25 protein-coding genes are annotated in these 23,357 nt (G+C 51.9%); 16 read left to right on the forward strand and 9 right to left on the reverse strand.

The features are described 5' to 3' along the window. Positions 1–38 precede the first annotated feature (38 nt). The 6 genes from EBB_RS01875 (at position 39) to trmB (ending at position 2,609) form a co-directional block, all read left to right on the forward strand. Positions 39–230, forward strand: coding sequence for a (2Fe-2S)-binding protein (locus EBB_RS01875; protein WP_192392213.1), 192 nt, complete (start codon positions 39–41; stop codon positions 228–230). A gap of 9 nt (positions 231–239) precedes the next feature. After that, the gene (locus EBB_RS01880) at positions 240–560 is read left to right on the forward strand and encodes a hypothetical protein (RefSeq protein ID WP_192392214.1); all 321 of its coding nucleotides are present in this window, start codon (positions 240–242) and stop codon (positions 558–560) included. Positions 561–799: 239 nt separating this feature from the next. Then, complete coding sequence (locus EBB_RS01885) at positions 800–1,036, forward strand: hypothetical protein (protein ID WP_192392215.1); 237 nt, start codon at positions 800–802, stop codon at positions 1,034–1,036. After that, positions 1,033–1,239, forward strand: a complete 207-nt coding sequence (locus EBB_RS01890) for a DUF2283 domain-containing protein (RefSeq protein WP_192392216.1) — start codon at positions 1,033–1,035, stop codon at positions 1,237–1,239. Before EBB_RS01885 ends, EBB_RS01890 begins: the two co-directional genes overlap by 4 nt. 67 nt (positions 1,240–1,306) lie before the next feature. Beyond that, on the forward strand, positions 1,307–1,783 hold the full coding sequence (locus EBB_RS01895; protein WP_192392217.1) for a hypothetical protein: 477 nt from the start codon (positions 1,307–1,309) through the stop codon (positions 1,781–1,783). Positions 1,784–1,919: 136 nt separating this feature from the next. Further along, on the forward strand, positions 1,920–2,609 hold the full coding sequence (gene trmB / locus EBB_RS01900; RefSeq protein WP_192392218.1) for a tRNA (guanosine(46)-N7)-methyltransferase TrmB: 690 nt from the start codon (positions 1,920–1,922) through the stop codon (positions 2,607–2,609). A gap of 4 nt (positions 2,610–2,613) precedes the next feature. Here the strand turns inward: trmB and EBB_RS01905 are convergent, their stop codons facing one another. Genes EBB_RS01905 through EBB_RS01915 form a run of 3 tightly spaced genes read right to left on the reverse strand, consistent with a single transcriptional unit; the run spans position 2,614 to position 5,292 of the window. Beyond that, positions 2,614–3,168 carry a DUF2058 domain-containing protein gene (locus EBB_RS01905; RefSeq protein ID WP_192392219.1) on the reverse strand — a complete coding sequence of 185 codons (555 nt, stop codon included), beginning with the start codon at positions 3,166–3,168 and terminating at the stop codon, positions 2,614–2,616. A 54-nt stretch (positions 3,169–3,222) separates the two neighbouring features. Then, positions 3,223–4,443 carry a hypothetical protein gene (locus EBB_RS01910; RefSeq protein ID WP_192392220.1) on the reverse strand — a complete coding sequence of 407 codons (1,221 nt, stop codon included), beginning with the start codon at positions 4,441–4,443 and terminating at the stop codon, positions 3,223–3,225. 3 nt (positions 4,444–4,446) lie between these two features. Next, positions 4,447–5,292, reverse strand: coding sequence for an outer membrane protein assembly factor BamD (locus EBB_RS01915; RefSeq protein WP_192392221.1), 846 nt, complete (start codon positions 5,290–5,292; stop codon positions 4,447–4,449). Positions 5,293–5,375: 83 nt separating this feature from the next. Here EBB_RS01915 and rluD point away from each other — a divergent pair, with 83 nt between their 5' ends. Genes rluD through EBB_RS01930 form a run of 3 tightly spaced genes read left to right on the forward strand, consistent with a single transcriptional unit; the run spans position 5,376 to position 7,912 of the window. Beyond that, positions 5,376–6,329, forward strand: a complete 954-nt coding sequence (gene rluD / locus EBB_RS01920) for a 23S rRNA pseudouridine(1911/1915/1917) synthase RluD (protein WP_192392222.1) — start codon at positions 5,376–5,378, stop codon at positions 6,327–6,329. Beyond that, positions 6,310–7,035, forward strand: coding sequence for a peptidoglycan editing factor PgeF (gene pgeF, locus EBB_RS01925; RefSeq protein ID WP_192392223.1), 726 nt, complete (start codon positions 6,310–6,312; stop codon positions 7,033–7,035). Before rluD ends, pgeF begins: the two co-directional genes overlap by 20 nt. 1 nt (position 7,036) lies before the next feature. Further along, positions 7,037–7,912, forward strand: coding sequence for a ZIP family metal transporter (locus EBB_RS01930; RefSeq protein WP_192392224.1), 876 nt, complete (start codon positions 7,037–7,039; stop codon positions 7,910–7,912). Between the two features lie 73 nt (positions 7,913–7,985). Here EBB_RS01930 and EBB_RS01935 read toward each other — a convergent pair whose 3' ends face one another. Further along, the gene (locus EBB_RS01935) at positions 7,986–8,450 is read right to left on the reverse strand and encodes a hypothetical protein (protein ID WP_192392225.1); all 465 of its coding nucleotides are present in this window, start codon (positions 8,448–8,450) and stop codon (positions 7,986–7,988) included. Positions 8,451–9,278: 828 nt separating this feature from the next. Here EBB_RS01935 and EBB_RS01940 point away from each other — a divergent pair. The 3 genes from EBB_RS01940 (at position 9,279) to glgC (ending at position 13,307) form a co-directional block, all read left to right on the forward strand. After that, positions 9,279–11,171, forward strand: a complete 1,893-nt coding sequence (locus tag EBB_RS01940) for a thiamine pyrophosphate-binding protein (protein WP_192392226.1) — start codon at positions 9,279–9,281, stop codon at positions 11,169–11,171. 294 nt (positions 11,172–11,465) lie between these two features. Then, positions 11,466–11,939: a carbohydrate-binding protein gene (locus EBB_RS01945; protein WP_192392227.1), complete on the forward strand. Its 474-nt coding sequence runs from the start codon at positions 11,466–11,468 to the stop codon at positions 11,937–11,939. Between the two features lie 102 nt (positions 11,940–12,041). After that, on the forward strand, positions 12,042–13,307 hold the full coding sequence (gene glgC, locus EBB_RS01950; protein ID WP_192392228.1) for a glucose-1-phosphate adenylyltransferase: 1,266 nt from the start codon (positions 12,042–12,044) through the stop codon (positions 13,305–13,307). Between the two features lie 53 nt (positions 13,308–13,360). Here the strand turns inward: glgC and EBB_RS01955 are convergent, their stop codons facing one another. From EBB_RS01955 to EBB_RS01965, 3 genes are read right to left on the reverse strand one after another with little or no spacing between them, the layout of a single operon-like run. After that, the gene (locus EBB_RS01955; RefSeq protein WP_020483819.1) at positions 13,361–13,948 is read right to left on the reverse strand and encodes a phosphoheptose isomerase; all 588 of its coding nucleotides are present in this window, start codon (positions 13,946–13,948) and stop codon (positions 13,361–13,363) included. 5 nt (positions 13,949–13,953) lie between these two features. Continuing rightward, positions 13,954–14,322, reverse strand: a complete 369-nt coding sequence (locus EBB_RS01960) for a YraN family protein (protein WP_192392229.1) — start codon at positions 14,320–14,322, stop codon at positions 13,954–13,956. A gap of 1 nt (position 14,323) precedes the next feature. After that, entirely contained in the window at positions 14,324–16,144 is a 1,821-nt protein-coding gene (locus EBB_RS01965; RefSeq protein ID WP_192392230.1) for a penicillin-binding protein activator, read from the reverse strand. Positions 16,145–16,165: 21 nt separating this feature from the next. On the opposite strand from EBB_RS01965, the gene rsmI reads away from it, so the two are divergent. Further along, complete coding sequence (rsmI, locus tag EBB_RS01970; RefSeq protein WP_192392231.1) at positions 16,166–17,017, forward strand: 16S rRNA (cytidine(1402)-2'-O)-methyltransferase; 852 nt, start codon at positions 16,166–16,168, stop codon at positions 17,015–17,017. Between the two features lie 18 nt (positions 17,018–17,035). Here the strand turns inward: rsmI and EBB_RS01975 are convergent, their stop codons facing one another. After that, positions 17,036–17,221: a YjfB family protein gene (locus tag EBB_RS01975; RefSeq protein ID WP_192392232.1), complete on the reverse strand. Its 186-nt coding sequence runs from the start codon at positions 17,219–17,221 to the stop codon at positions 17,036–17,038. 332 nt (positions 17,222–17,553) lie between these two features. Here EBB_RS01975 and EBB_RS01980 point away from each other — a divergent pair, with 332 nt between their 5' ends. The 3 genes from EBB_RS01980 (at position 17,554) to EBB_RS01990 (ending at position 23,022) form a co-directional block, all read left to right on the forward strand. Further along, positions 17,554–18,579, forward strand: coding sequence for an HD domain-containing phosphohydrolase (locus tag EBB_RS01980; RefSeq protein ID WP_192392233.1), 1,026 nt, complete (start codon positions 17,554–17,556; stop codon positions 18,577–18,579). A gap of 316 nt (positions 18,580–18,895) precedes the next feature. Further along, entirely contained in the window at positions 18,896–22,315 is a 3,420-nt protein-coding gene (locus EBB_RS01985) for a PAS domain-containing protein (protein WP_192392234.1), read from the forward strand. Further along, positions 22,276–23,022, forward strand: a complete 747-nt coding sequence (locus EBB_RS01990; protein WP_192392235.1) for a response regulator — start codon at positions 22,276–22,278, stop codon at positions 23,020–23,022. The genes EBB_RS01985 and EBB_RS01990 overlap by 40 nt, the downstream gene beginning before the upstream one ends. A 67-nt stretch (positions 23,023–23,089) precedes the next feature. Here the strand turns inward: EBB_RS01990 and EBB_RS01995 are convergent, their stop codons facing one another. Beyond that, positions 23,090–23,353 (reverse strand): glutaredoxin family protein, encoded by a 264-nt coding sequence (locus tag EBB_RS01995; protein ID WP_192392236.1) that lies wholly within the window; start codon positions 23,351–23,353, stop codon positions 23,090–23,092. Positions 23,354–23,357: the final 4 nt, after the last annotated feature.

Consider the following 23,357-nt stretch of genomic DNA (forward strand, 5'->3'; position numbering starts at 1 on the left):
AAGTTACTCTACTCTATACGCTGCTTAATACCTTGATTATGAACGCCGTACAACCGGACACTGAGAACAATGTGCTTTGCTATTACAGCGGCACCACCGTGCAGCAAATCAAACAGCTGCTCGACAGCGGTGTTATCGATCCGGAACGTATTTCCCGCATCACCGGTGCCGCATCGGGTTGCGGCGGCTGCGAATTCGAATTCCAGCAATTGATAGCCGAACACGGCTGATATTCCACAATGGCCTGCTGCGACGATCCCACCGAACCAAAAAAGATCGATCGCCGCGAACTGATCCGCGTGCAGGAGCAATACGGTGAACTGGTCCGCGACCTGTTGACCGACGACCCGGAAAAGGTCACCCTCAAACTGCTAAACAGCACCAACGCTTATCTGACCGAGCTGGCAGCGCTAAACGCCCACCACGCATCGGTCAGATTGCGAGCTATCGGTTTATTGGAAAAATCGAGTTTATCGGTACTGCAACGGATCATCGAAAAGGAACCGGAATCAGAATTTGGGTTGGCGGCGAAGTCGAGACTGGAGCAGGTTGGCGATTAGAACTCATTTCAACCCGGATTACGCTACGCTTCATCCAGGCTACTTGCTGGGAAAACCGAGCATTGCCGTGTTGCACGGAATTGTCCAAAAAGAGCTGGAGCCTGCATTTGGTTTGGTGGCAAAAGAGCGGCTTGGACAGATAGGGGGTAAAGTCTGTGTTAATACTCGAAGCTAAGCTGTTGAGTAATGTTTGTCTTAGTATGTTGTAAAATGCGCCTCATCGGATTAAACAATTCAGCATGAAATTCACCCAATATTTTCAAAGCATGCGCCAGCGCCCGGATCGTAGCGGTATAGAGCTAGCTTGGATTGAGAGGGTGATTGATCAACCGGTCAAGCAAACGATTCAGCCGGATGGCAGAATCCGTTGCTGGGCGGCCATTGATGAAGCAGACGGGCGATATTTGCGCGTCGTATTGCTGGAAGATGGCGAAACCATTCATAACGCGTTTTTTGATAGGTCGTTTACACCATGAAAATCAAATATTTCGAAGACACAGACACCTTGTATATCGAATTTCGCGAGGCCACAATCCTGGAAACCCGCGATTATGATGACAATACCCTGATCGATATTGATGCTACCGGACAGGTTTGCGGTATCACCTTGGAACACGCCAAGCATCGCGTCGATCTTCCGGCTTTTTCGTATGAACAGATCGGTAGACAAGCCGCGTAATACGGTAGTTTTTTTCCCTGATTATGCTTTGCTTTATCCGGGCTACTTCACTGGGTGAGCGGTGCTCATGTCAAAAAACTCAATCTCTATTGAACAAATAAGAATGGCTTGTGGGCATTGTGAAGAACTGATACAAGCTGGAGTTACTGAAAATTTAGCTATCAGAACATTAGAAATATTCACTGACATATATGCAAAGCTGTCACAAGAAAATGGCAACGCTTCACCCCACCATGTGAATCAAGTACCCAAAAAACAATGGTCGGTGAAAGCAAAGGAAAAAATTGCTGCTGATCCTCATTTGAAACCGAAAGATGGACTGAGGGTAGAGCATGGCACTCCTCGACGTGCATTTGCAAGAATGGCGTTGAAACTATACAAAAAAGAGCAGTTGAATGACGAAAATATGCGCGAATTAGTCCATCAGCATTGGAAGCTTGCTGTTATAACAATCGAGGAAGATCAAAAACTAAACCAAGCAGCACGATCAAAGAAATTTGACACGCCCGATGAGCGTTGGGCTTCAGTCGGCATTACGTTTTAATCCACTATAGCCCGTTAAGTTGAAGATATGATGAGGCGACATTTATTAGCAGTTCGACAGAGCGTCGACCCAAATTAAAAAATCATCTGATGACATTCGTGCTACGTTTTACCCGGCGAACAATCGCTATACCTCAATGACCACCCCAAAAAAAATCGACCCCACCCGCATCAAAAGCTTCATTCGCCGCCAGGGCCACGCCACGGCCGGTCAAAAGCAGGCGCTGGAAAGCCACTGGGATAAGTATTGCCTGTCTCCGCAAGCCAACTTCGATTCCGAGCGAGCCTTCGGCCGCCTAGCGCCGTTGATCGTCGAGATCGGGTTCGGCAACGGCGACAGCCTGGCGGCGATGGCTGAGGCCAATCCGGATTTGAATTATCTGGGTATCGAAGTGCACCGCCCCGGCGTCGGCCATTTGATGATGTTGCTGGAGCAGCGCGGGATTAACAACGTACGGATTTACCATTACGACGCGATCGAGATTCTGGAACAGAAAATTGCCGATCATAGCCTGGCTGGCATGCATCTGTTTTTCCCCGATCCCTGGCAGAAACGTCGTCACCACAAGCGCCGTATCGTTCGCCCCAGTTTCGTGGAATTGCTGAACAAGAAACTGCTGACTGGCGGCTACTTTCATGCGGCTACCGATTGGGAACATTACGCCCACGATATGCTGGGGATATTGTCGGCCGGCACTGGTTTGCATAACACCAGCGCCAGCAACGATTTCTGCGAACGGCCAAGTTATCGGCCTTTAACTAAGTTCGAAAACCGTGGCCTGGGTTTGGGACACGGGGTTTGGGATTTGATTTTCCGGAAGGTCTAACGCTTCACCACATCAAGTCGTCCGGAATCTGAAACTCTGCATACGGATCGTCAGCGGCGGAAACATCTTGCGTCGCTTCGTTCAACACCACAATACTGGCAACGTCCCGCGCCTGCACTTTACGGGCGACCTCCGCCGGCACGATCTCGTAATGACTGTCTATTTTGGCGATGCCTGCCCGGCCATTGATCAAGGCCTCCCGCACTTTTTCCGCCACGTATAGCGTTTTGACTTTGCTGTCGTCAGTGAAGTTGTAAGCCAAGCCGTTTGCGTCTTGAGTGATACGATTCATTTCGACAATTTGTTTGATTTGCGCGCCCAGGGCTTTTTGTTCCTCGGCCAATTTGCGTTGCCGATTCAGTTCGCGGTCGCGCTCCACCTGTTGCTGCCGCAATTGCTCCGCACTCAGTTTCACCTCATCGACGATCTCGACGCCGTTATTGCGTTCCAGCTTGGTTTGTTTGCGCTTCTCGGCTTTGACTTGCTTGAGTTTGGCGTCGTTGCTAAGGCCGGATTTAAGCAATTGTTCTTGCAGGGATAGGGTTTGCGGTTTTTTCATGGCTGGACAGCGGTTTAGCGAGGTTAAAATTCAGGGTCAGCATAGTATAAAGTGTTACTGGCCCAGCATCTTGCCGGTAGCGTATTGCCACCAGCTTAGCGGCTTGGTCAACGGCATCTGGCAACGGTCGTAGCCCTGGTATTCGATGCCGCGAAAAATCTCGTCGCGCAGCCAGCGGTAGGCGGCCGGCGCGCTTTGTTGCAAGCGTTCCGGGATCAGGATGTATTGCGCCACTAACTCGGCCAGTTTTTCTTGCGTGGTGCCGTCATAACGGCCTTCATTGACTTCGCCCAAATATTCAAAGGCCTCGAACCATTTCGACGGCCACAACGCCAATTTAGCCTCAGCGATGATTTTTATGATGTCTTCGTCGTTGGAAATCTTGTGGTACTTGTAGAAAAAATACAGATCATCCTGGCCGTTCCAGAAATGAAAATTGTCGATGGTATGGGCGATTTCATGCACGACGATAGGCAGCCTAAAATCCACCAGATATTGCACGGCGATGTCGCGATAGGTGCCGCCTTCCTTGCCCTTGTCGAAGGCCTTGACGGTAAACACGATCAGGTTTTGACCGCTGAATACCTGAGCCACGGTCTGCGAGCGAAAACCGATGCCCGGCACCAGCGTCAACGGATGAGTATGATCCTGCCAGATGCTGTTTTTGTAGTCTTCCTGAAACGCGTCGCGAATCAGTTCCTGCATCACCGTGGGCTTGTCGGCGATTTCCTGTTCCAAATTATCTACCGGCTTGGCTTTGCTGATGCTTTGTCTTAAAAAGGCCGGGATTTTGCGAATGGCTTTTTCGAAAAGACGCAGATGGTCTACGCTGAAGCGCCGCACTTCATATCGATAGTCATCGCTGTGTTTGACCACGGTTTTGGTGTCGTAGAACAAGGCCAATGCCCGCCAGGCGGCTTCGCGATCGTCCCAATATTTTTCCAATACGCAGAGTTCGCCGGCGATGTTGTTGGCGCAGTCTTCGCGGTAATCGGCCAAGTCGTCGAGATGATCCTGGTTTTTATGATCAGTCAGCACCGCCACAGCTTGTTTGCGCAAGTCCGGGTGGCCCGCTTCATAAAAGCGGATGATGTCGGCTAGTACTGCGGTAGGGGTAAAGTGTTGCTGGCTGGTAGCGCAGACCAGTTCAGTGTTCTGCGACAACGTGAAAAAGCGGTTTTGAAACAGCGGTACCGGCTCGGTTGCGTATACAAAGCCGGCATTTAACAGCAGCCAGCCTAAGCAAGCAGGCCGCAACAAGGTCAAACGGCGCAAGTTTTATTTATCCAGACCCATGGCGTCCCACACCTTTTGAATGGCGCCTTCATCCTTGTAATTGGCTTGCGGCGCGCCGGCCGGATAATTCAAGGTATAAATCCGTTCGGCATCGGCGGCCAACTCGTCCATCCCCAACTGCCGATAGCCGTCCTGCATGATTTGCAAGGCAAACGGTACCGCCGGCGTGCGCTGATATTCTTTAATTATGTAATTGGCGCGGTTTACCGCCGCGACATAGGCTTTACGGCGCATGTAAAAGTCCGCGACATGGACCTCGTACATCGCCATGTTGTTGCGTAAGGCGACCATTCGCAGTTTGGCGTCGGCGACATACTGGCTGTTGGGGTAGCGGCGGATTAATTCCTGAAAATTATCATAAGAGTCTTTGGCCGGACCAGGGTCGCGTTGCGACGAGTCGGTAGGCAGAAAGCGGTCTATAAAGCCGATGCCGCGGTTGTAATTGATCAGGCCTTTTAGATAATAGGCATAATCGACATTGGGGTTACGCGGGTGGATTTTAATGAAGCGGTCGGCGGCGGCTAAGCCCGCTTCCGGATCGTCGTTTTTATAGTAAGCGTAAGCAACGTTTAATTGCGCCTGGGCCGCATAGTCGCCAAATGGATAACGCGATTCCAGCGCTTCGTAAAGAGTCACCGCTTTTTGATAGTTTTTATTGTCCAGCGCTTCCTTGGCTTTTTCATGAAACATCTTGTCGTCCCAGCCGGCGTATTCTTCGTCTTTGCTAGCGGAAGAATCCTTGCTCATAAAGGCATCCAGGGTCTCGCAGCCTTGCAGCATCCAAGTCAGACTGGCGATAAAAACGGTTTTTACTAAAACTAATCGCATACGTTTATCAACACGTTGTAATATTGCGGGTTTTTTGCAGCTTTTGGCGGCATTCTGGCCGCGAGTATAACTTAAAAACGACTATGACGATATTGACGGCAAGGGTTCCAGAGGAACTGGCGGGTATGCGACTGGACCAGTGTCTGGCCGAAGTGTTTCCCGATTATTCGCGCAGCAAACTGCAAACCTGGATCAAAGCTGGCCGGGTTTTGGTGGATGGCGAGGTCATGAAAGGCCGCGAGAAATTGGATGGCGGTGAGGAAATCGAGTTGGACGCCGAAGCCGAGCGCGTGATCGAATATGCGCCTCAGGAAATCCCGCTAGACATTGTTTATGAAGACGACTCTTTACTCATCGTCAACAAACCGGCCGGTTTGGTCGTGCATCCGGCGGTCGGCAACTGGGACGGCACTTTAGTCAATGCCTTGCTCAATCATGCTCCCAGTCTGGATACCCTGCCGCGCGCCGGTATCGTGCATCGTATCGACAAGGATACCAGCGGTTTGTTGATGATTGCCAAAACCTTGCAGGCGCATAACAGTCTGGTCGAGCAACTCCAGGCGCGCAGCATCCATCGCGAATATCTGGCGCTGGTCAAGGGCTGGATGACCGCAGGCGGCACCGTGGACGAGCCCATTGGCCGCCATCCGGTGGATCGTAAACGCAATGCCGTAGTGCGTCGCGGCGGTAAAGAAGCGATTACCCACTACCGCCTCGAACAGCGCTTTAAGCGCCATACGCTGATTCGAGTGAAGCTGGAAACCGGCAGAACGCATCAGATTAGAGTGCATATGTCGCACATTAATTATCCGCTGGTCGGCGATCAAGTCTACGGCGGCCGCTTCCAGATGCCAGCCGACTGCAACCCGGCTTTGGCAGAAGCCTTGCGCAACTTTAAGCGCCAAGCCTTGCATGCCGCGAAATTGGGTTTGGAGCATCCGGAAACCGGCGAGTATTGCGAATGGGAACAACCCATCCCCGAAGACATGCAAAATCTGTTGAAATTATTGGCCGAAAATGAATTGGATCAAGCCTGATTGGCCGCTGCCGGCGCATGTGCATGCCGCCGTCACCTTGCGCACAGGCGGAGTCAGTACCGGCCCTTACGCCAGTTTGAATCCGGCCAGCCACGTCAACGACGACCCGCAGCACGTCAAAACCAACCGTTACATCATTAAGGACATGCTGCGACTGCCGTCCGAACCGGTCTGGTTGCAGCAAGTGCACGGGACACGCGTGGTGAACGCCGACGAAACCGAGAGCTTAGTGGAAGCTGACGCCAGCTTTGCCGATCAATCCGGCACGGTGTGCGCGGTGCTGACGGCGGATTGTCTGCCAGTGCTGTTCTGTGGAGACGATGGCGAAGTAGTTGCCGCCGCCCACGCCGGCTGGCGCGGCTTGCAGGCCGGCATCATCGCCGAAACCCTGTATGCGATGAGTTGTCAGGATGTGCATGTTTGGCTGGGGCCGGCAATAGGCCCGGATAATTTCGAAGTGGGTGACGAGGTGCGGGACGCTTTTATTAAAGACAACCCGATTACCGCCGTCGCATTTCGCGCCCGACAGCCAGGCAAATGGCTGGCCGATATTTACCGTTTGGCGCGCATTAAACTAGCCGAACTGGGTGTGGAACACGTTTATGGCGGTGACCTGTGCACCGTCGCCGATCCGCAACGTTTTTACTCGTACCGCCGTGACGGCGCAACTACTGGCCGCATGGCCAGCTTGATCTGGAGAGACTAATTTGACTGTATTGTTGTCGATTATCTTGTTCACCGCGCTGGGTGGCGTGCTTAGTGTGCTGGCTGCTGCGGTGTTTTTATTGTTGCCGGAACACAAACAAAAGCATGTGCTGCCGCACGGCATCAGCTTTGCGATTGGCGCGTTGTTGACCGGCGCATTTTGCGGGTTGATCCCGCACGCTTTTGAGGAAGTGCCGGTCGAGGATATGTCTAACCTTTCGGCGACTATTTTGGCCGGCATCCTGCTATTTTTTGTGTTGGAAAAACTGCTGGTCTGGCGCCATTGTCATTCCCACGCCTGCGAAGCCCACGGCGAAGAATCGCATGAAGACCATCACCACGAACACGGCCATACGCATTCAATCCAAGCGGCCGGCCATCGCCCCGCCGGGATGTTTATCATTCTCGGCGACAGCATCCATAATTTTGTCGATGGCGTGTTAATCGGCGCAGCGTTTTTAACCGACGTGCAACTGGGCATCGTCACCAGCTTGGCGGTGGCCGCGCATGAAATTCCGCAAGAAGTCGGCGACTTCGCAATATTGCTGCACAGTGGCTACAAACGCGGCGAAGCCTTGTTTTACAACGTGCTTGCCAGCTTGAGCACGGTGGTTGGCGGCGTTTTGGCGTATTTCAGCCTTGGCGACCTGCATCACATCTTGCCTTACTTTTTAACCTTGGCGGCTTCCAGTTTTATTTATATCGCGGTGGCCGATTTGATCCCGTCTTTGCATCAGAAGACCGACATCAAAACCTCATTACAACAGATTGGTTTTATTTTGGCTGGGGTGGTGTTGATTTTGGTGATGCAAGGCATAGCGCATCAGTTTGAAGGGAAAATTGACGGAGATAGAGTCGAGCAAACTGGTATCGTTTGATTCAGAGTTTATAGGGTCACGATTCTGCTATCTCTTCGCCATGCGGGCAAACTTAGGTTGCCAGCACCGTGGCTTAGTAATCGTAAGCGTCGTCTCGTAATCGGCGGCTAATTTGATAGATGTTTTCAGTATCGAATACATTCGTGTAAGCGGCGGCTTGCCCTTCATGCTTGATATTGCAACGCCGTTCGCCTTTACGCTTTTCCAGTATGTCTGTCGATACCGGCTGCTGCGTTAAGCGTCTGTCGTTTTTATGCGAACGAATAAAATATTCTCTGACCTCGACGATTTTATTTTTAAAACGCTTGCCATGCAGTTTTTTGATGGCAAGCCTACCGGCTTTGTCATCGTCAATAAAAATACGACCATGAAACGACAGCACATTGGTCTTGATATTTTTAAGACAAAAAATGTCTGTTTTCAGAATATTGCCAAGCTTGACGGGAAGTAGCAGGCAAAACTTGAGGGCAGGGGCGACAAAGTCTCCCAACTCGCTTTCTTGCGTAATCGACGGGATATTTTTAATAATCAATATCATAAAGACACTCTAGCAGTACTTAGCTGTATCCCAAGGATGGTTAATAAGATTTGGGCCAACGCTCACTACCCCTGATGCGGAAACCATGAAAATCAAGTTGCCGGACTGCCGGTAAATTGATTGGCTTTGACCCTCTTGCTTACCCTATATAGCGTCAACCAGTCGTTTTACTTTAGGTGATGGAAACATAGTCCACGTTGCGGATAAATACAACTAACGCGACCTTGCCCTTCGGGTAGACCACTCAGCCTCCCTCGCCCAGGGTTGGAGCCATCTTTTATCCGATTAATTAGAGCTTGAACGAACCCCATGGTTCCAAGCCCGCCAGTGAGCTGTTTGATATTTTTCCACTGGCGATTTGGGATTGTGTATAGGCGAGGCGTGTTTCGGCAACACACTACCATCCATTCAATTTGCCCCATAAAGCTGCGCTGCCGCGAAAAATAAAATAAATTTTTTGCGGCTTATAATCCCCCAATAGTAGAAGCGACTTGAATAACTAATTGATTTTCCATAGAACGTTTTCTGTTAATTGTCTCACGGCTATACAGGCTATCCGTTTCAATTTATACACAAATTAGTAGGTATTTAATAAGTCTTGCAAAGCCCGTTTTAATGGGTGTAAGGTTCAATACGACGGCATAAAAAACAAATTTAAGACTACAAAATAGCAACGGCTTGTGTAAAAAAGCAGCGTTATTGTAGTTAATTAGCAACGAATATTTGCCGAAGCTAAATATTATCTTTGTTCTATGTCGCGTTTAAAAATGACAGCGTAACAACTAGATGCGCGTCTATAAAAATAATGTCCTCACCATGAGATTAGTTATGTCCAAATTTCCAATCGATCTTGGCGCTTATCAGCGCATCAGCTTAGATCCAAAAAACCCAACCTTAACCGATGCACAACGTGCCAGCCTGAAAGCCAACATTCAACTATGCCGTGACGCGATCGTCTATTTCACAGCCAACGGCGCAGCCCGTGGCGTGGGCGGCCATACCGGCGGCCCATACGATACCGTACCGGAAGTCATGATCATGGATGCGCTGTTCCATAGCTCCAATGATTTTGTACCCATCTTCTTTGATGAAGCCGGCCACCGTGTCGCCACCCAGTATCTGATGTCCACGCTGAACGGCGATTTACCGGCAGAACGCTTGATCGAATACCGCGCCGCGCATTCACATTTGCCGGGCCATCCTGAATTGGATTTCACCCCCGGCGTAAAATTCAGCTCTGGTCGTTTGGGCCACATGTGGCCGTATGTCAACGGCGTAGCCATCGCCAACCCGGCCAAAACCGTTTTCTGCCTGGGTTCGGACGGCTCGCAGCAGGAAGGTAACGACGCCGAAGCGGCGCGTCTGGCTGTGGCGCAAGGCCTGAACGTCAAACTGATCATCGATGACAACAACGTCACCATCGCCGGCCACCCATCCGAGTATTTGAAAGGCTGCAGCACCGCCAAAACCTTGGCTGGTCAAGGCGTCACCGTGCTGGAAGGCGACGGCGAAGATCTGGATGATTTGTACAAACGCATCATCACCGCTATTAACACCCCAGGTCCGGTGGCAGTGATTAACCACCGTCCGATGTGCCCTGGTATTGTCGGTCTGGAAGGCTCCACCCACGGCCACGACGTCGTGTCAGTGAAAGTGGCGCTGGAATACCTGGAGTCACATGGTCAACAAGCCGCTGCCGATGCATTGCGCGAAGTCAAAGCACCGAAAAACGACGCAGTATTTTTGGGCTCCAGCGACAAATGGGATGCCAACCGCAACGTCTTCGGCGATGCTTGCGTGGAAGTTTTGGGCCGTTTGAGCGAAGCGGAACGGGTTGCCAAAGTGCGGGTAGTGGATAGCGACTTGGAAGGTTCTTGCGGCCTGTTCAAAATCCATAAAGCCTTCCCGGAAGTGTTTATCTCCTCCGGCATCATGGAGCGCGGTAACTTCTCCGCTGCAGCCGGTTTTGGTATGGAAGCGGGCAAACAAGGTATTTTCGGCACTTTCAGCGCATTCTTAGAAATGCTGATGTCCGAAATCACCATGGCCCGCTTGAACAAATCCAACGTGCTCAGCCACTTCTCGCATTCCGGCATCGACGACATGGCCGACAACACCTGCCATTTCGGTCTGAACAACATGTTCGCCGACAACGGTTTGAGCGACGGCTATGAAACCAAACTGTATTTCCCGGCTGATCCTTTGCAAATGAAAGCCTGCGTGGAAAAAGTCTTCTTCGATCCCGGTTTGCGTTTCATCTTCTCCACCCGTTCCAAAGTGCCAACCATTCTGGACAGCAACGGTAACGAGTTTTTCGGCGGCGACTATAAATTCGTGCCCGGCAAAGACGAAGTCATTCGTGAAGGCACGGCAGGTTATATCGTCAGCTTCGGTGAAGCCTTGTACCGGGCGCTGGATGCGGTCGAGCGTCTGAAACAACAAGGCGTCGATGTGGGCCTGATCAACAAACCGACCCTGAACGTCATCGATGAAGACATGCTGGCCAAAATCGGCAAATCACCGAAAGTGATGGTGGTTGAGTCCTTCAACCGTAAAACCGGTTTGGGTAGCCGCATGGGCACCTGGTTGCTAGAGCGTGGCTACACACCGAAATACGCTTATATTGCTACACATAAAGAAGGCTGCGGCGGTTTGTGGGAGCAATTCCCGCATCAAGGTATTGACCCGGCAGGCATCATGGCCAGCTTTTTAAAGGGTTAAGCCTCCCTCTCGACTTGGGGCGCAGGGACGCGCCCATATTTTCGGCTGCGGTTTGTGGGCGCAATAGACATTTTCACTTGGCAAATTCGCAGTAAAAACACTTAGCTCTCACCGGGACCGAGCCATGCCGGAATACCTTATTTCCAATCAGCCCGTTATTAGGCATGCGCTGATTACCGATCAAATTAGGGGCCAATCGCACTCAAGTTAAAAATTTCAGCCAATCAATTCTGACAAACATAACCGGATTCAAATCATTTCGACTGATTAATACAGTCCAAAGCTAGGTAAACCATGCAAAAACGAATTATCGGTAACAGTCGGCCCGACAAAGTCTGCTTAATGACAGAGCAGTTAAACCTGGAGGCGCTTGCTGACGTTGAAGTGTCATCCGAGGAAAAGGAACACCCTATTGAAGCCGCACTCCTGCCTGGCTTTAGCGGCGGATGGCGAGCGGGAATGCCGGGATCGCAAGTTATCCGGTTACTGTTTAAGCAGGCCCAGCCTGTGAAATCTATTCAACTGGATTTTTTGGAATCGGCTATAGCCAGAACCCAGGAATACGTCCTGTGTATTTCTGCTGATAACGGACAGTCGTTTCGCGAAATCGTCCGCCAACAATGGAATTTTAATCCGCAAGGGTGCACGGCGGAGTCGGAACAACACGTTGTCGACTTGCCTGCGGTAAGTATTATCGAACTACATATCACTCCGGATATTAGCAACTCAAGCGCGTTTGCTTCGCTTGAAACAATGCGTGTATTTTGAATTTTCACCGGTAATTTTTAGGCTTGAAAAAGCCTTGGGAAAACTTGATACACCCTATAAAACCTATTCGGCCAGCAGTTTATTTTTTCTAAAGATTTAACCATGTCAGCGCCCACACACAATATCCATCAATTAACCAAAAATACTATTGCTTTAATTCTTGCCGGCGGACGCGGTTCGCGCTTAATGAATATGACGGATTGGCGCGCCAAGCCCGCAGTACCTTTTGGCGGCAAGTTTCGGATTATCGATTTTCCGTTATCCAATTGCGTGAATTCCGGTATCCGTAAAATCGGCGTGATGACGCAATACAAAGCCGATTCACTGATTAGGCATATTCAGAAAGGCTGGGGATTTATGCGCGGCGAATTCGGAGAATATGTCGACATCATGCCGGCGCAACAGCGGATAGACGAGACTTCCTGGTACAAAGGTACCGCTGACGCTGTGTTGCAGAATATCGACATTCTGCGGGCCCGCGGGCCACAGCATATTTTAATTCTGGCCGGCGATCATATTTATAAAATGGATTATGCGGCCATGCTAATCGACCACGTCGAAAAAAACGCCGACCTAACCATAGGGTGTCTGGAAGTATCCTTAAAAGACGCCTCCGCTTTTGGCGTGATGGATGTGGATGCAAATCGCCGCGTTCGGGCGTTTGTAGAAAAACCGGTCAATCCACCCGTGATGCCGGGTAGAACCAATACCGCATTGGCCTCGATGGGTATTTATATCTTTAACGCCGATTTTTTATGGGAACAATTAATTAAAGACTCCCAAACTGAAAATTCCACCAACGATTTTGGTAAAGATATTATTCCCGCCGTCATTGACGATCATATAGTTAATGCCTATCCGTTTTTGGATTTACAAAGCGGCCAACAAAGTTATTGGCGCGATGTCGGGACCATAGACGCCTATTGGGCTTCCAATTTGGAGTTAATCGGCGTCAAGCCGGATTTGAATTTATATGATGCGTCCTGGCCGATATGGACCTATCAGGAACAAACACCGCCGGCCAAATTTGTGTTCGACGACAGCGGCCGGCGTGGTTTGGCCGTCGATTCGATGATTGCCGGCGGCTCCATTATTTCCGGCGCAACCATCCAGCATTCCATGGTGTTCTCCAATGTCACCGTAAACGAATCAGCGCTTATCAAAGACAGCATTCTGTTGCCGCAAGTCTGCGTAGGCCAAAATTGCCGAATTACCAAAGCCATCGTTGAAAAAGGTTGCGAGGTACCGGCGGGCACAGTGATTGGTGAGAATCTTGACGACGACAAAAACAGGTTTTATGTCAGCGAAGGCGGAGTAGTGCTGGTAACTGCCGAAATGTTGGGGCAAAAACTACATTACGTTAGGTAATTAAGTATGAAAACGCCCGTTATCCGATTGAATGATAACGGGCGCTTGAGGGCTCAGCCGCCAAATAACTGATGATCGATTAAATCGCATAGGCAATGCGAAATCAACAAATGCACTTCCTGAATGCGGGCGGTGGAATAAGACGGTACACGGATTTCAATATCGGCTTCGTTCAACGCGCCAGCCAACACACCGCCATCTTTACCGCTTAGCGCAATGACCGTCATGTCGCGGTCATGCGCCACTTTCACGGCTTTAATGATATTGCCGGAGTTACCGCTGCTGGTGTAGACCAGCAAGATGTCGCCAGCCTGCCCCAAAGCGCGCAATTGCTTCGCAAAAATTTCGTCGTAGTGGTAGTCGTTGGCGATAGAGGTGATGGTTGAGGTATCGGTGCTCAACGCAATCGCCGGCAACGCGGGACGCTCCCGCTCAAAACGGTTGAGCATTTCCGAAGAAAAATGCTGCGCATCACCCGCCGAACCGCCGTTGCCGCAGGTCAGGACTTTTTTATCGTTTACCAGTGCTTCGACGATTTTTTGCGAGGCGAATTCGATAAGCTCGCACAGACTGGCCATCGCATCCTGTTTGGTTTGAATACTATCGGAAAAGTGGGCGATGATGCGGTCTTGTAAACTCATATTACTCAGGTTTGAAATGCGTTTTTAATCCAGTCCAGGCGATTATCGCCGGATACAGCCACCACGTCGAAACGAATCGAGAGTTGGCTCAGGTTGTTGATTATGACATAGTGTTGAGTGGCGGCGACGATGCGCGCCTGTTTTTGCCGGGTGATACTGGCTAGAGCCCCGCCGAATTGTTCGGATTTACGAAAGCGTACTTCCACAATCACCAGCGCCGCGCCGTCTTTCATCACCAGGTCCAGCTCACCCATTTTGCAGCGGAAGTTGCTGCACACCCATTCCAAACCGTGCTTTTGCAAATAAGCCAAGGCTAATTGTTCGGCGCTATCGCCCTTTTGCAAATGCAGCGGCTTGGTTTTGCCGAATAACATACTATTCGACAAAACCCGAGGCGACGGGCACGCCACCTTTAAACTGCGCACAGACCAGTTTGCGGGTGACGCGGTTTTCGCCGTTTAAGGACAGCCGACCGGTTGCCCCGGCATAAGACCCGCCCGCCAACTGCGGTAATTGGCCGATGATGTTGTAAGCATCTATGCCCAACGCCACCAGCTTGACCTGACTATCGCTCAGGCCTTGCCAAGTATTCTGCACGGCTTGCTGGCTGAGCGCGCCGGTGTAAGCGTCACTAAACACCCATGGCAAATCGCAGAAATTAATCTTGCCCAATTCACTATCGCGCACTGGGTTTTGCCGACCGCTATAGATATTTGGCATCGCATAAACCGACAAATCGCTGCTTTGTGAATACTTTAGTTGCGGCGCCAACTCGCGAGCCAATTCCGGGCTGGCGCTAACGAATAAAGCCAAGGGTTGTTTCTGGCCATTCGCGCTGACGCTGGAGCTGAGCAAGGTTTTTACAATGGCTGCGAAATCGTGTTGTTTCGGGTCGTAGCTCTCAACGCCAACCACCGCACCGCCGACTGCTTGCCAAGCCGACATCAGATAATGACGCACGCGCTGGCCTTGTGTGGTGTCCGGTGTCAACAACACGGCGTTCTGTTGGCCGTCACGCTTGGCTTTTTGCACCAATTGCTCCGCGTCGTCTATCGGGCTGAGGCCGAATTGATAGAGATTGGTTTTGCTGAGATTTTCCACATGATTCAGCGCCAACACCGGCACGCTTAATTCGGTCGATTGCGCCAGACTTTGGATTTGCTCTTTCACCAGCGGCCCTATCACCTGTTTGGCGCCGTCGCTGACGGCTTGCCGATAGACATTGGCTATATCGTCTTTTTCGCTGTCGTAATACTTTAGCGGCATTTGCGGCGCGGCGCTGGCCGCCAGACGATGGGCTACCGTCAACCCTTCCCTGATGGCTTTAGCCGCGCTGGCATAAGACCCCGAGCTGGGCAGCAATACGGCAATGGTTGAGCCCGGAGCGGGCGGTTGCGCCTGTTGCTCCGGTTCTTGGGCTGCCTGCTCACTGGCAGGCGGCGGATTCAGATAGGCTTGCAGATAATCAGCGTTGGCCGGATGGCCGGGAAACATTTGCCGCCATTGCTGGATTTGACCGGCTGTGTCGAAACCGGCCACGTTGCGTTGCTTCAGAATTTTAGCCAAGGCCATCCAGCCGCTCAGTTCGTCAACGATGGGTGACGGGCCGCTAAGGGTTTCCAGCGGCAACACGCTAAGCGCATCCAGGATGGCAATAATGTTTTGTTTTTGCTGCTCGGGTTTTTGCAACAGTCGGCCCAGTTTCAAGCGCGCCCTGACGCTGGGCACAACATCGCCCAACAAAGCATGCACAAAGGCCACGGATTGGTAATAAGCAATTTGATCGGCGTCGGTCAGTATGGCGGGCCGCACACCCTCCAGCTTTTTCAAGGCTTGTTCCGCATCGCCCATGCTCAACGCTACTTGAGCTTGGAGCAATTTGTATTTGCTGAACAATTCCGGCGGCAACTGTTCGGCGTTGATTTTATCCAAGGCTTTTTGCGCGGCCTGACTATCGCCGGCTTGCAGGCGGGTGTCGGCATCCAGCAGATGCAGGCTGTTTTGATTGTCGGCCATCCGGTAACTGCGCGGCGGCTCGGCCGGTTTGGCTTTCCGGGCGCTGGTCTGCGGACGCACTTCCAGCTGGGTTTTATTTTTGACCGGTTGTTCGCTGCACGCAGCCAGCAGCAACAGGCCGAAAAACCAGCGATTTAAAACACGACACGGCATAATGGCGGCAAATTTGCGATGAGACATAGCACGGGGACTGAAGAATAAATGTACGGAAAATTATACGTGGTTGCCACGCCAATCGGTAATCTGGCCGATTTCAGTTTTCGGGCAGTGGACATATTGAAACAAGTAGACTTGATCGCCGCCGAAGATACCCGCCACGTCAAGATGCTGCTGCAACATTACGGCATCAATAAGCCGCTGCAATCGCTGCATCAACATAACGAAGAACATGCTTCGCAAGGCCTGATCGATAAAATCCGCGAAGGATTATCGGTGGCGCTGGTATCCGATGCCGGCACGCCGATGATCAGCGATCCCGGCTTTCCTCTGGTCAAATTGGCCAGACAGCAAGGTGTGGACGTATGTCCGATACCCGGGGCCTGCGCGCTGATTGCCGCCTTGTCGGTGGCCGGCTTGCCGACCAGCCGCTTCAGTTTCGAAGGCTTTTTGCCACGAACCGGCTCGGCGCGACGCAGCTTCTTCGAACACAAGTTGGCTGACGGCTCGACTTGGGCCTTTTACGAATCCAGCCATCGTATCCAGGCCGCCTTGGAAGATATGCTGACGGTATTTCCGGCTGATCATCAAATCGTCGTAGCTCGCGAGATCACTAAACTGCACGAAACTATCGTCGGCAATGGACTAGCCAAAGTACTAGAAAAAGTGCAGACCGACGAAAACATGCGCAAGGGTGAGTTCGTGGTGTTGGTAGCCGGTCGCGAGCCTGGCGAGCAAGACGATGAATTAACCGACGAGCAGCGGCGGATTTTGGGCATATTGCTGACAGAATGTTCTACCAAAACCGCCGCAGCACTGGCGGCCGAGATTACCGGCCAGCGTAAAAAAACCTTGTATCAGGCGGCGCTGGCGATGCAGGACAAGCAAGGTAGCTAAGTTCCAATCTTCCGCCGATCAAACCCGGACATCGATACCGTTCGCCGGCACGCTGGCCGACTCCAATAACTTCAAGGCATTTTGCCCTTGTTGTTCCTGCATTTCCTTGGCTTTAGCCAGCACAGCAACTTGGACTTGCTGACCGGTTTTTTGAGTGGACATTTGTGTCGCCAGTGCGGCGACGGAAGAGACGGAATCAAGCATGGCGTGGCCTCGTCGGGTTGGTTTATGAAAGCGGTTGCCTTAGCGGCTAAAAAGGTTATCGAACCGCAAGCCGATAACTTTAGGCTATCGATAAAAATAGCCGCTTACCTGCGTTCTGCCTAAGCCTTGGGGCATACACTATAATGTCCTATGGCATCAGCTATTCGGCACCCTTGAAAATCGAACGGCGTCCGAATGGTTTCGAACGAATTAGCGCTCCGGCACGTCGCAAACGATATGAGCCTGCCCAGGAAAACATTGGCGTATTTTGCTGAAAACTGCGTTTGGCAGGGTATCCTGGAAGCATTACGGCAAACCGATTAAAGAGTTTTATGACATATAAAGGCAATATTCTCGCCGTTGACGACACCCCTGCCTCCTTAAAGTTGTTAACGGATATTCTGAAGGACGAAGGCTACGAGGTTCGTTCCGCTATTAACGGCGAATTAGCCTTAAATTCCGCTTTAAAAAACCCGCCGGAGCTGGTGCTGTTGGATATTCGCATGCCGGAGATGGATGGCTTCGAAGTTTGCCGGCAACTCAAAGCTAACCCGAACACTTGCGATGTTCCGGTCATCTTCGTCAGCGCGATAATGGATACCGACGAAAAAGTGCGCGGCTTTGACTTGGGTGCAGTGGATTTCGTCACCAAGCCCTATCAGCGCGACGAATTATTGGTTAGGGTGCGCACTCATTTGGAGTTTGACCGCCTGCGCAACCATCTGGAAGAACAGGTGGAAGAGCGGACCCGTAAACTGATGGAAAGCGAGAGAAATTTGCGCGCCGGCATGCTGGATTTCGTGACTGCGATTGCGGCCACTATCGAAGCGCGCGATCCATACACCGCCGGCCATCAGCGCCGCGTCGCCCACCTCGCCACGGCTATCGCCCGCGGCTTGCAATTGCCGGAAGAGCGGATAGAGGGGCTGACGTTGGCGAGCGTGGTACACGATATAGGCAAAATTCGAATCCCCGCCGAAATACTCTGCAAGCCCGGACGGCTGGACGATTTGGAATTCAGCCTAATCAAGCGGCACGCCGAAACCGGCTACGACATCCTCAAATCCATCAACTTCCCCTGGCCTATCGCGCAAATCGTCTTGCAGCATCACGAACGCCCCAACGGCAGTGGCTACCCGGGCGGCCTAAAGAAGGGTGAGATATTGCTGGAAGCGGAGATTCTGGCGGTTGCCGATGTGGTGGAAGCGATGAAGTCTCATCGTCCTTACCGCGCCGGTTTAGGTCTGGATGCAGCACTTCAGGAGATTTCCGACAATCGCGGTGTGCTGTATAACGCCGAAGTAGTCGAGATTTGTTTAAAGCTTTTTCAGGAACGGGATTACTGCCTGCCCGCTTAAGCGGCTCCTTAGAATTCCGCTAAAAATAACCTCCCGAAATGACTTTTCCCGGCAAACCGTTCGTGCTCGACGTGCCTGGATGCAGGAGCACTTGCCGAGAGCGCAGTCGAAGTATGAACGGTTTGGGGCGATGGATGCCCGGATTTCCCCGCCGACCCTTCGACACGCACGGGAAAGTCTTGGTTATCCGCAATAGAGAAATGACTTAACCATATCCTTAGGTGTTTAGCAGCGCATTTAAGGAATACGATGAGACCGTTTGCCCGCGCACACTTAAGGGCTGCCAATACACCACAACAGTCTTGTGAGTTCAGCTATGCCAGGTCAGCTTGATTTTCCAAACAACGTATCGAGGCGGCTAATTGCCGGGGCGGTAATCCTTAATCTGTTGGTTATCGCCACCGTGGGGTTTGCGCTGTATCGCAGCTTCGACAAATATCAACAGCGCGCCGAAATCACGACGCAGAACTTGGCCAAAGTGATCACGCAAAACTTAGATAGCGTTATCGAAAAGGTCGACTTAGGCGTGTTGGTGGCCGTGGAGGAAATCCAGCGGCAACAGGCTTTGGGGAGCGTTGATGCAGAGGCGCTGTCGGTTTTTATGCAGCGCTTACAATCGCGTTTGCCATGGGTTATCGGTCTTCGGGCTACCGACGAGCAGGGTTGGCTAGTCTATGGCGTGGATGTGCCTAAAGATACGCGGCTCAGCATGGCGGATCGACTCTATTTTTCTAGTTTGCGCGATAATCCGGCGCTTGGGCTATTTATCAATAAGCCGGTGATGTCTTATGTCAATAAGGTTTGGGTGCTTAATTTTGCGCGCCGCCTTAACCGCGCCGACGGCAGTTTTGCCGGCGTGGTTTTTGCCAATGTTTCACTGGATAACTTGGGTAAAGCGATTTCCAACGTTGATATTGGCAGTCGCGGGGCGATTAACCTGAGAGATGCCGACATGGGCTTGATCGTTCGCTATCCCGACCATGCCGAGCCCGGCAGCATGATTGGCGATAAAACCATTTCGCCGGAATTTCGCCAGATGCTCGCGTCCGGACACACCTCGGGAGTCTTCCACACGCCTTTCAGCTTCGACAATACCGCCAGGGTGGTATCTTTTCGCAAACTGGACGCCTACCCGTTATGGGTAAGTGTCGGTCTGGCTCGGGACGATTTTCTGGTGGAGTGGTGGAATGAAGTCCTGGAAATGGCCGGACTGGTCCTGCTGTTTGCCTTGATTTCGGCTAGCAGCGCCAGGTACATCATCGGTGCGTGGCGAAAGCAATTGCAGGTTGCCGCCAAGTTGGCGGCCGAGGAGGAAAAGTTCCATACCGTCGCGGACTACACCTTCGACTGGGAATATTGGGAAGGCGACGATCAGCAGATTTTGTATATGACCCCATCCAGCTTGCGGGTTACCGGCTATGCGGCCGAGGAGTTTATCGCCGATGCCGGGTTATTGCCGCGCATCATACATGCCGATGACCGGCATTTGCTGACCGATCATCGCCACGATATCGAGCATTTACGCCTGGCTGAAGTGGATTTTCGGATTGTCCGCCGCGATGGTGAAATACGCTGGATCTCGCATTGTTGCCAGGCCGTGTTCGGGGCGGACAATAGCTATCGGGGCCGGCGTATCACTAACCGCGACATTACAGAACGACACCTATTTGCCACCGAAATCAATCGGCTGGCACAAGCAGCGGATCAGAATCCGACCGGCATCCAGATTACCGACCTGCAGGGCGTATTGACCTATACCAACCACGCTTACACGCGGATTACCGGGTATACGTTCGGCGAGGCTTACAAAATGACGCCTCGCGCATTATTGTCCAGTGAAATAACTGCCGACGCTTACCAAGCCTGCCAGGCAAAATTGGCAGCCGGCAAACTATGGAATTGCTCGCTGACCAATCGCCACAAAAACGGCGAGCTGCGCTGGGAACAGATCACCGCATCGCCGATTTACGACGACGCCTATCAGGTTTGCAATTATCTTTATTTACGCACGGACATCACCGAAGCCAAGCGAACGGAAGCTGCCTTATATAAGCTCAATCGCGAGTTGCGCGCGATCAGTAATTGCAATCAGGCCTTGCTGCGACATGACAACGAACCAAGTCTGCTCAAAGAAATCTGCCGTATCGTCTGCGATGAAGCCGAATATCGCATGGCGTGGGTCGGTTACTTGGAAAACGGCCCTCCCAAAACAATACGCCCGGTGGCCTGGGCCGGTTTTGAAGACGGCTATCTGGCCGCCACCGATCACAGTTGCGGGGATGCGGCCGGCGCGCACAGTCCCGCTGCCGCCGCCATTTGCAGCGGCGAAAAAGTCTATGTTCAGGATGTCTGCACCGATGCGCTGATGGCTTGGGCTCGAGATGCGGCGTTGCCACGCGGCTATCGCTCGGTTATCGCCTTGCCTTTGGCCGATCAGAACGCGGATATTTTCGGCGCGCTGACGATTTATTCCTCAGAGCCCAATGCGATCACGCCAGCGGAGATCCGTTTGTTAGAGGAACTGGCCGGAGATTTGGCCTTTGGCATTTCCGTGCTCCGCGATAAGGCTGAACGCTTACGCACGGAAGAGCATTTACGCGACTCGGAGGAACGCTTGCGGTTGACGTTGGAAGCCGCCCAGGTTGGGGTTTGGGACTGGGATGTAAAAAACGACCAATGGTACGCCTCACCGACCTATTACACGATGCTCGGTTACCCTGTTCAGACCGGTATGGCTGATCGGCGCGAATGGTTCGAAAGCGTTCATCCGGAAGATCAAGCGGAAGTCAGCGTCAAAATGAGCGGCGTGTTGTCCCAGGATTTTACGGAATATCAATATCAAGCGCGCATGCGCCACGCCGACGGCAGTTATCGTTGGCAGTATGTCCGCGGTTTCGGTATTCAGCGCGATTCGGACGGTAAGGTCATTCGCATGCTGGGTATTCGTATGGACATCCATGATCGCAAGCAAAACGAGGAAGAATTACGGCGCTACAAAGAACACCTTGAAGATGAAATCCAACAGCGCACCACCGACCTGATAGTAGCGCGCGATGCGGCAGAAGCGGCCAATAGGGCCAAGAGCGTATTCCTGGCCAATATGAGCCACGAATTGCGTACCCCGCTGAACGCTATTCTCGGATTCTCAAAATTGATGAGGAAAAATCCCCAACTGTCCGACGAGCAAAGGCAAAACCTGGATATTATCAATCGCAGCGGTGAGCATCTGTTGATGTTGATTAACGATGTATTGGAAATGGCTAAAATCGAAGTAGGTCGGCTACATCTGGAAAACGCGCCTTTCGATTTGGGCAATATGGTGCGCGACATTACCGACATGATGAGTGTCCGCGCCGCCGAAAAGGGCCTGAGGTTATTGATCGACCAGGCATCGCAATTTCCGCGTTTCATTGTTGGAGACGAAGCCCGCTTGCGGCAAGTGCTGATTAATCTAGTGGGCAATGCCATTAAATTTACTCAGCAAGGCGGTGTTACCTTGCGCCTAAGCACCCGCAAAAATCGAATTTCGCATCTACAGATCGAGGTCGAAGATTCCGGCGTGGGGATCCCGGCGGCTGATCAGCAACGTATTTTCGAACCGTTCGTACAGCTAGGCGAGCAAAGGGATAGCCAAGGCACCGGCTTGGGATTGACCATTACCCGCCAGTTTGTGGAATTAATGGGGGGGCGCTTACGTTGGAAAGCCACCCGGATCAAGGCGCTTTATTTAGAATAGATCTGCCGCTCGCAGAGGTGAATCAGGCGGATATTACCGGCCCCAGCACCGATAAAGCCGAAGTCGGCGCCATCATCGGCTTAGTGGAAGGGCAAAACGAATACCGCATATTAGTCGTTGAAGATCAGCCCGAAAATCAGTTATTGCTGGCAAAATTGATGGAATCGGTCGGGTTCTCCTGCAAAGTGGCCGGCAACGGCGCGGAAGGCATAGCGCTATTTCAAACATGGCAACCGCATTTTATCTGGATGGATAGGCAAATGCCGATAATGGACGGCTTGGAGGCCACGAAAAGAATCCGGGAGCTGCCTGGCGGGCGGGAGGTCGTCATTGTTGCCGTCACAGCCTCGGCGTTCCTGGAGCAGCGTAGCGAGCTTCTGGAAGCCGGTATGAACGATTTTGTGCGCAAGCCTTATCGCTTCAACGAAATCTATGACTGTCTGGCCAAGCACTTAGGGGTGCGTTATGTTTACGAGGGTGCTCCGGAACAAACCCCACCAATCGCGCCATTAACGCCGGACATGTTAGCCGGCTTGCCGGCATCGGCTCGGGAGGAATTGAAAAATGCACTGGAAAGCCTGGAACCGGAACGTATAGCAAATGCGATAGTTCTGGCAACGGCGCAGGATCCTCAATTGCGCAAAACCCTGGCCTATTTGGCTGATAACTTTGACTATCCAGCCATTCTGAAGGCTTTGCCCAGCTGATTTTATCGTTCGCCGTTTTGAGTTGCCGTGTTGCGGCATGTGCAATTCGGCTATCGCCAAACCGATACTACGTCCGGCTTGCTGACGGGTATTCACTTGTATCAACGACTATGCTGAATGCTTTCAATTGCAGGCTGTCGAACGGCCAATTCAGTTGCTTTTGGCTTGGAGCATGCCACAACACCGGAATCAGCAAGCCATACTTCCCCTGCCATTGCTCGTTGTCCATAATGTCCCGGCTCGTAAAATCCAGCCCAGCGACTACCAATAAGGCTTCCGCCTCTTCGCACAAATGGCAGCCTTCGGTGCCAAACAGAATAAACTCCGCCATAGCT

The sequence above is a fragment of the Methylomonas fluvii genome (assembly GCF_014850975.1).
Classification (GTDB): Bacteria; Pseudomonadota; Gammaproteobacteria; order Methylococcales; family Methylomonadaceae; genus Methylomonas; species Methylomonas fluvii.

Excerpts from the sequence above, each read along its gene's own strand:
- EBB_RS01905 (WP_192392219.1), bottom strand. The coding sequence starts at position 3,168 with ATGAAAAAACCGCAAACCCTATCCCTGCAAGAACAATTGCTTAAATCC.
- trmB (WP_192392218.1), top strand. The coding sequence starts at position 1,920 with ATGACCACCCCAAAAAAAATCGACCCCACCCGCATCAAAAGCTTCATT.
- EBB_RS01895 (WP_192392217.1), top strand. The coding sequence starts at position 1,307 with ATGTCAAAAAACTCAATCTCTATTGAACAAATAAGAATGGCTTGTGGG.
- EBB_RS01980 (WP_192392233.1), top strand. The coding sequence starts at position 17,554 with ATGACATATAAAGGCAATATTCTCGCCGTTGACGACACCCCTGCCTCC.
- EBB_RS01945 (WP_192392227.1), top strand. The coding sequence starts at position 11,466 with ATGCAAAAACGAATTATCGGTAACAGTCGGCCCGACAAAGTCTGCTTA.
- EBB_RS01915 (WP_192392221.1), bottom strand. The coding sequence starts at position 5,292 with ATGCGATTAGTTTTAGTAAAAACCGTTTTTATCGCCAGTCTGACTTGG.
- EBB_RS01955 (WP_020483819.1), bottom strand. The coding sequence starts at position 13,948 with ATGAGTTTACAAGACCGCATCATCGCCCACTTTTCCGATAGTATTCAA.
- glgC (WP_192392228.1), top strand. The coding sequence starts at position 12,042 with ATGTCAGCGCCCACACACAATATCCATCAATTAACCAAAAATACTATT.
- EBB_RS01940 (WP_192392226.1), top strand. The coding sequence starts at position 9,279 with ATGTCCAAATTTCCAATCGATCTTGGCGCTTATCAGCGCATCAGCTTA.
- rluD (WP_192392222.1), top strand. The coding sequence starts at position 5,376 with ATGACGATATTGACGGCAAGGGTTCCAGAGGAACTGGCGGGTATGCGA.
- pgeF (WP_192392223.1), top strand. The coding sequence starts at position 6,310 with ATGAATTGGATCAAGCCTGATTGGCCGCTGCCGGCGCATGTGCATGCC.
- EBB_RS01975 (WP_192392232.1), bottom strand. The coding sequence starts at position 17,221 with ATGCTTGATTCCGTCTCTTCCGTCGCCGCACTGGCGACACAAATGTCC.
- EBB_RS01885 (WP_192392215.1), top strand. The coding sequence starts at position 800 with ATGAAATTCACCCAATATTTTCAAAGCATGCGCCAGCGCCCGGATCGT.
- rsmI (WP_192392231.1), top strand. The coding sequence starts at position 16,166 with ATGTACGGAAAATTATACGTGGTTGCCACGCCAATCGGTAATCTGGCC.
- EBB_RS01995 (WP_192392236.1), bottom strand. The coding sequence starts at position 23,353 with ATGGCGGAGTTTATTCTGTTTGGCACCGAAGGCTGCCATTTGTGCGAA.
- EBB_RS01880 (WP_192392214.1), top strand. The coding sequence starts at position 240 with ATGGCCTGCTGCGACGATCCCACCGAACCAAAAAAGATCGATCGCCGC.
- EBB_RS01960 (WP_192392229.1), bottom strand. The coding sequence starts at position 14,322 with ATGTTATTCGGCAAAACCAAGCCGCTGCATTTGCAAAAGGGCGATAGC.
- EBB_RS01875 (WP_192392213.1), top strand. The coding sequence starts at position 39 with ATGAACGCCGTACAACCGGACACTGAGAACAATGTGCTTTGCTATTAC.
- EBB_RS01965 (WP_192392230.1), bottom strand. The coding sequence starts at position 16,144 with ATGTCTCATCGCAAATTTGCCGCCATTATGCCGTGTCGTGTTTTAAAT.
- EBB_RS01890 (WP_192392216.1), top strand. The coding sequence starts at position 1,033 with ATGAAAATCAAATATTTCGAAGACACAGACACCTTGTATATCGAATTT.
- EBB_RS01935 (WP_192392225.1), bottom strand. The coding sequence starts at position 8,450 with ATGATATTGATTATTAAAAATATCCCGTCGATTACGCAAGAAAGCGAG.
- EBB_RS01985 (WP_192392234.1), top strand. The coding sequence starts at position 18,896 with ATGCCAGGTCAGCTTGATTTTCCAAACAACGTATCGAGGCGGCTAATT.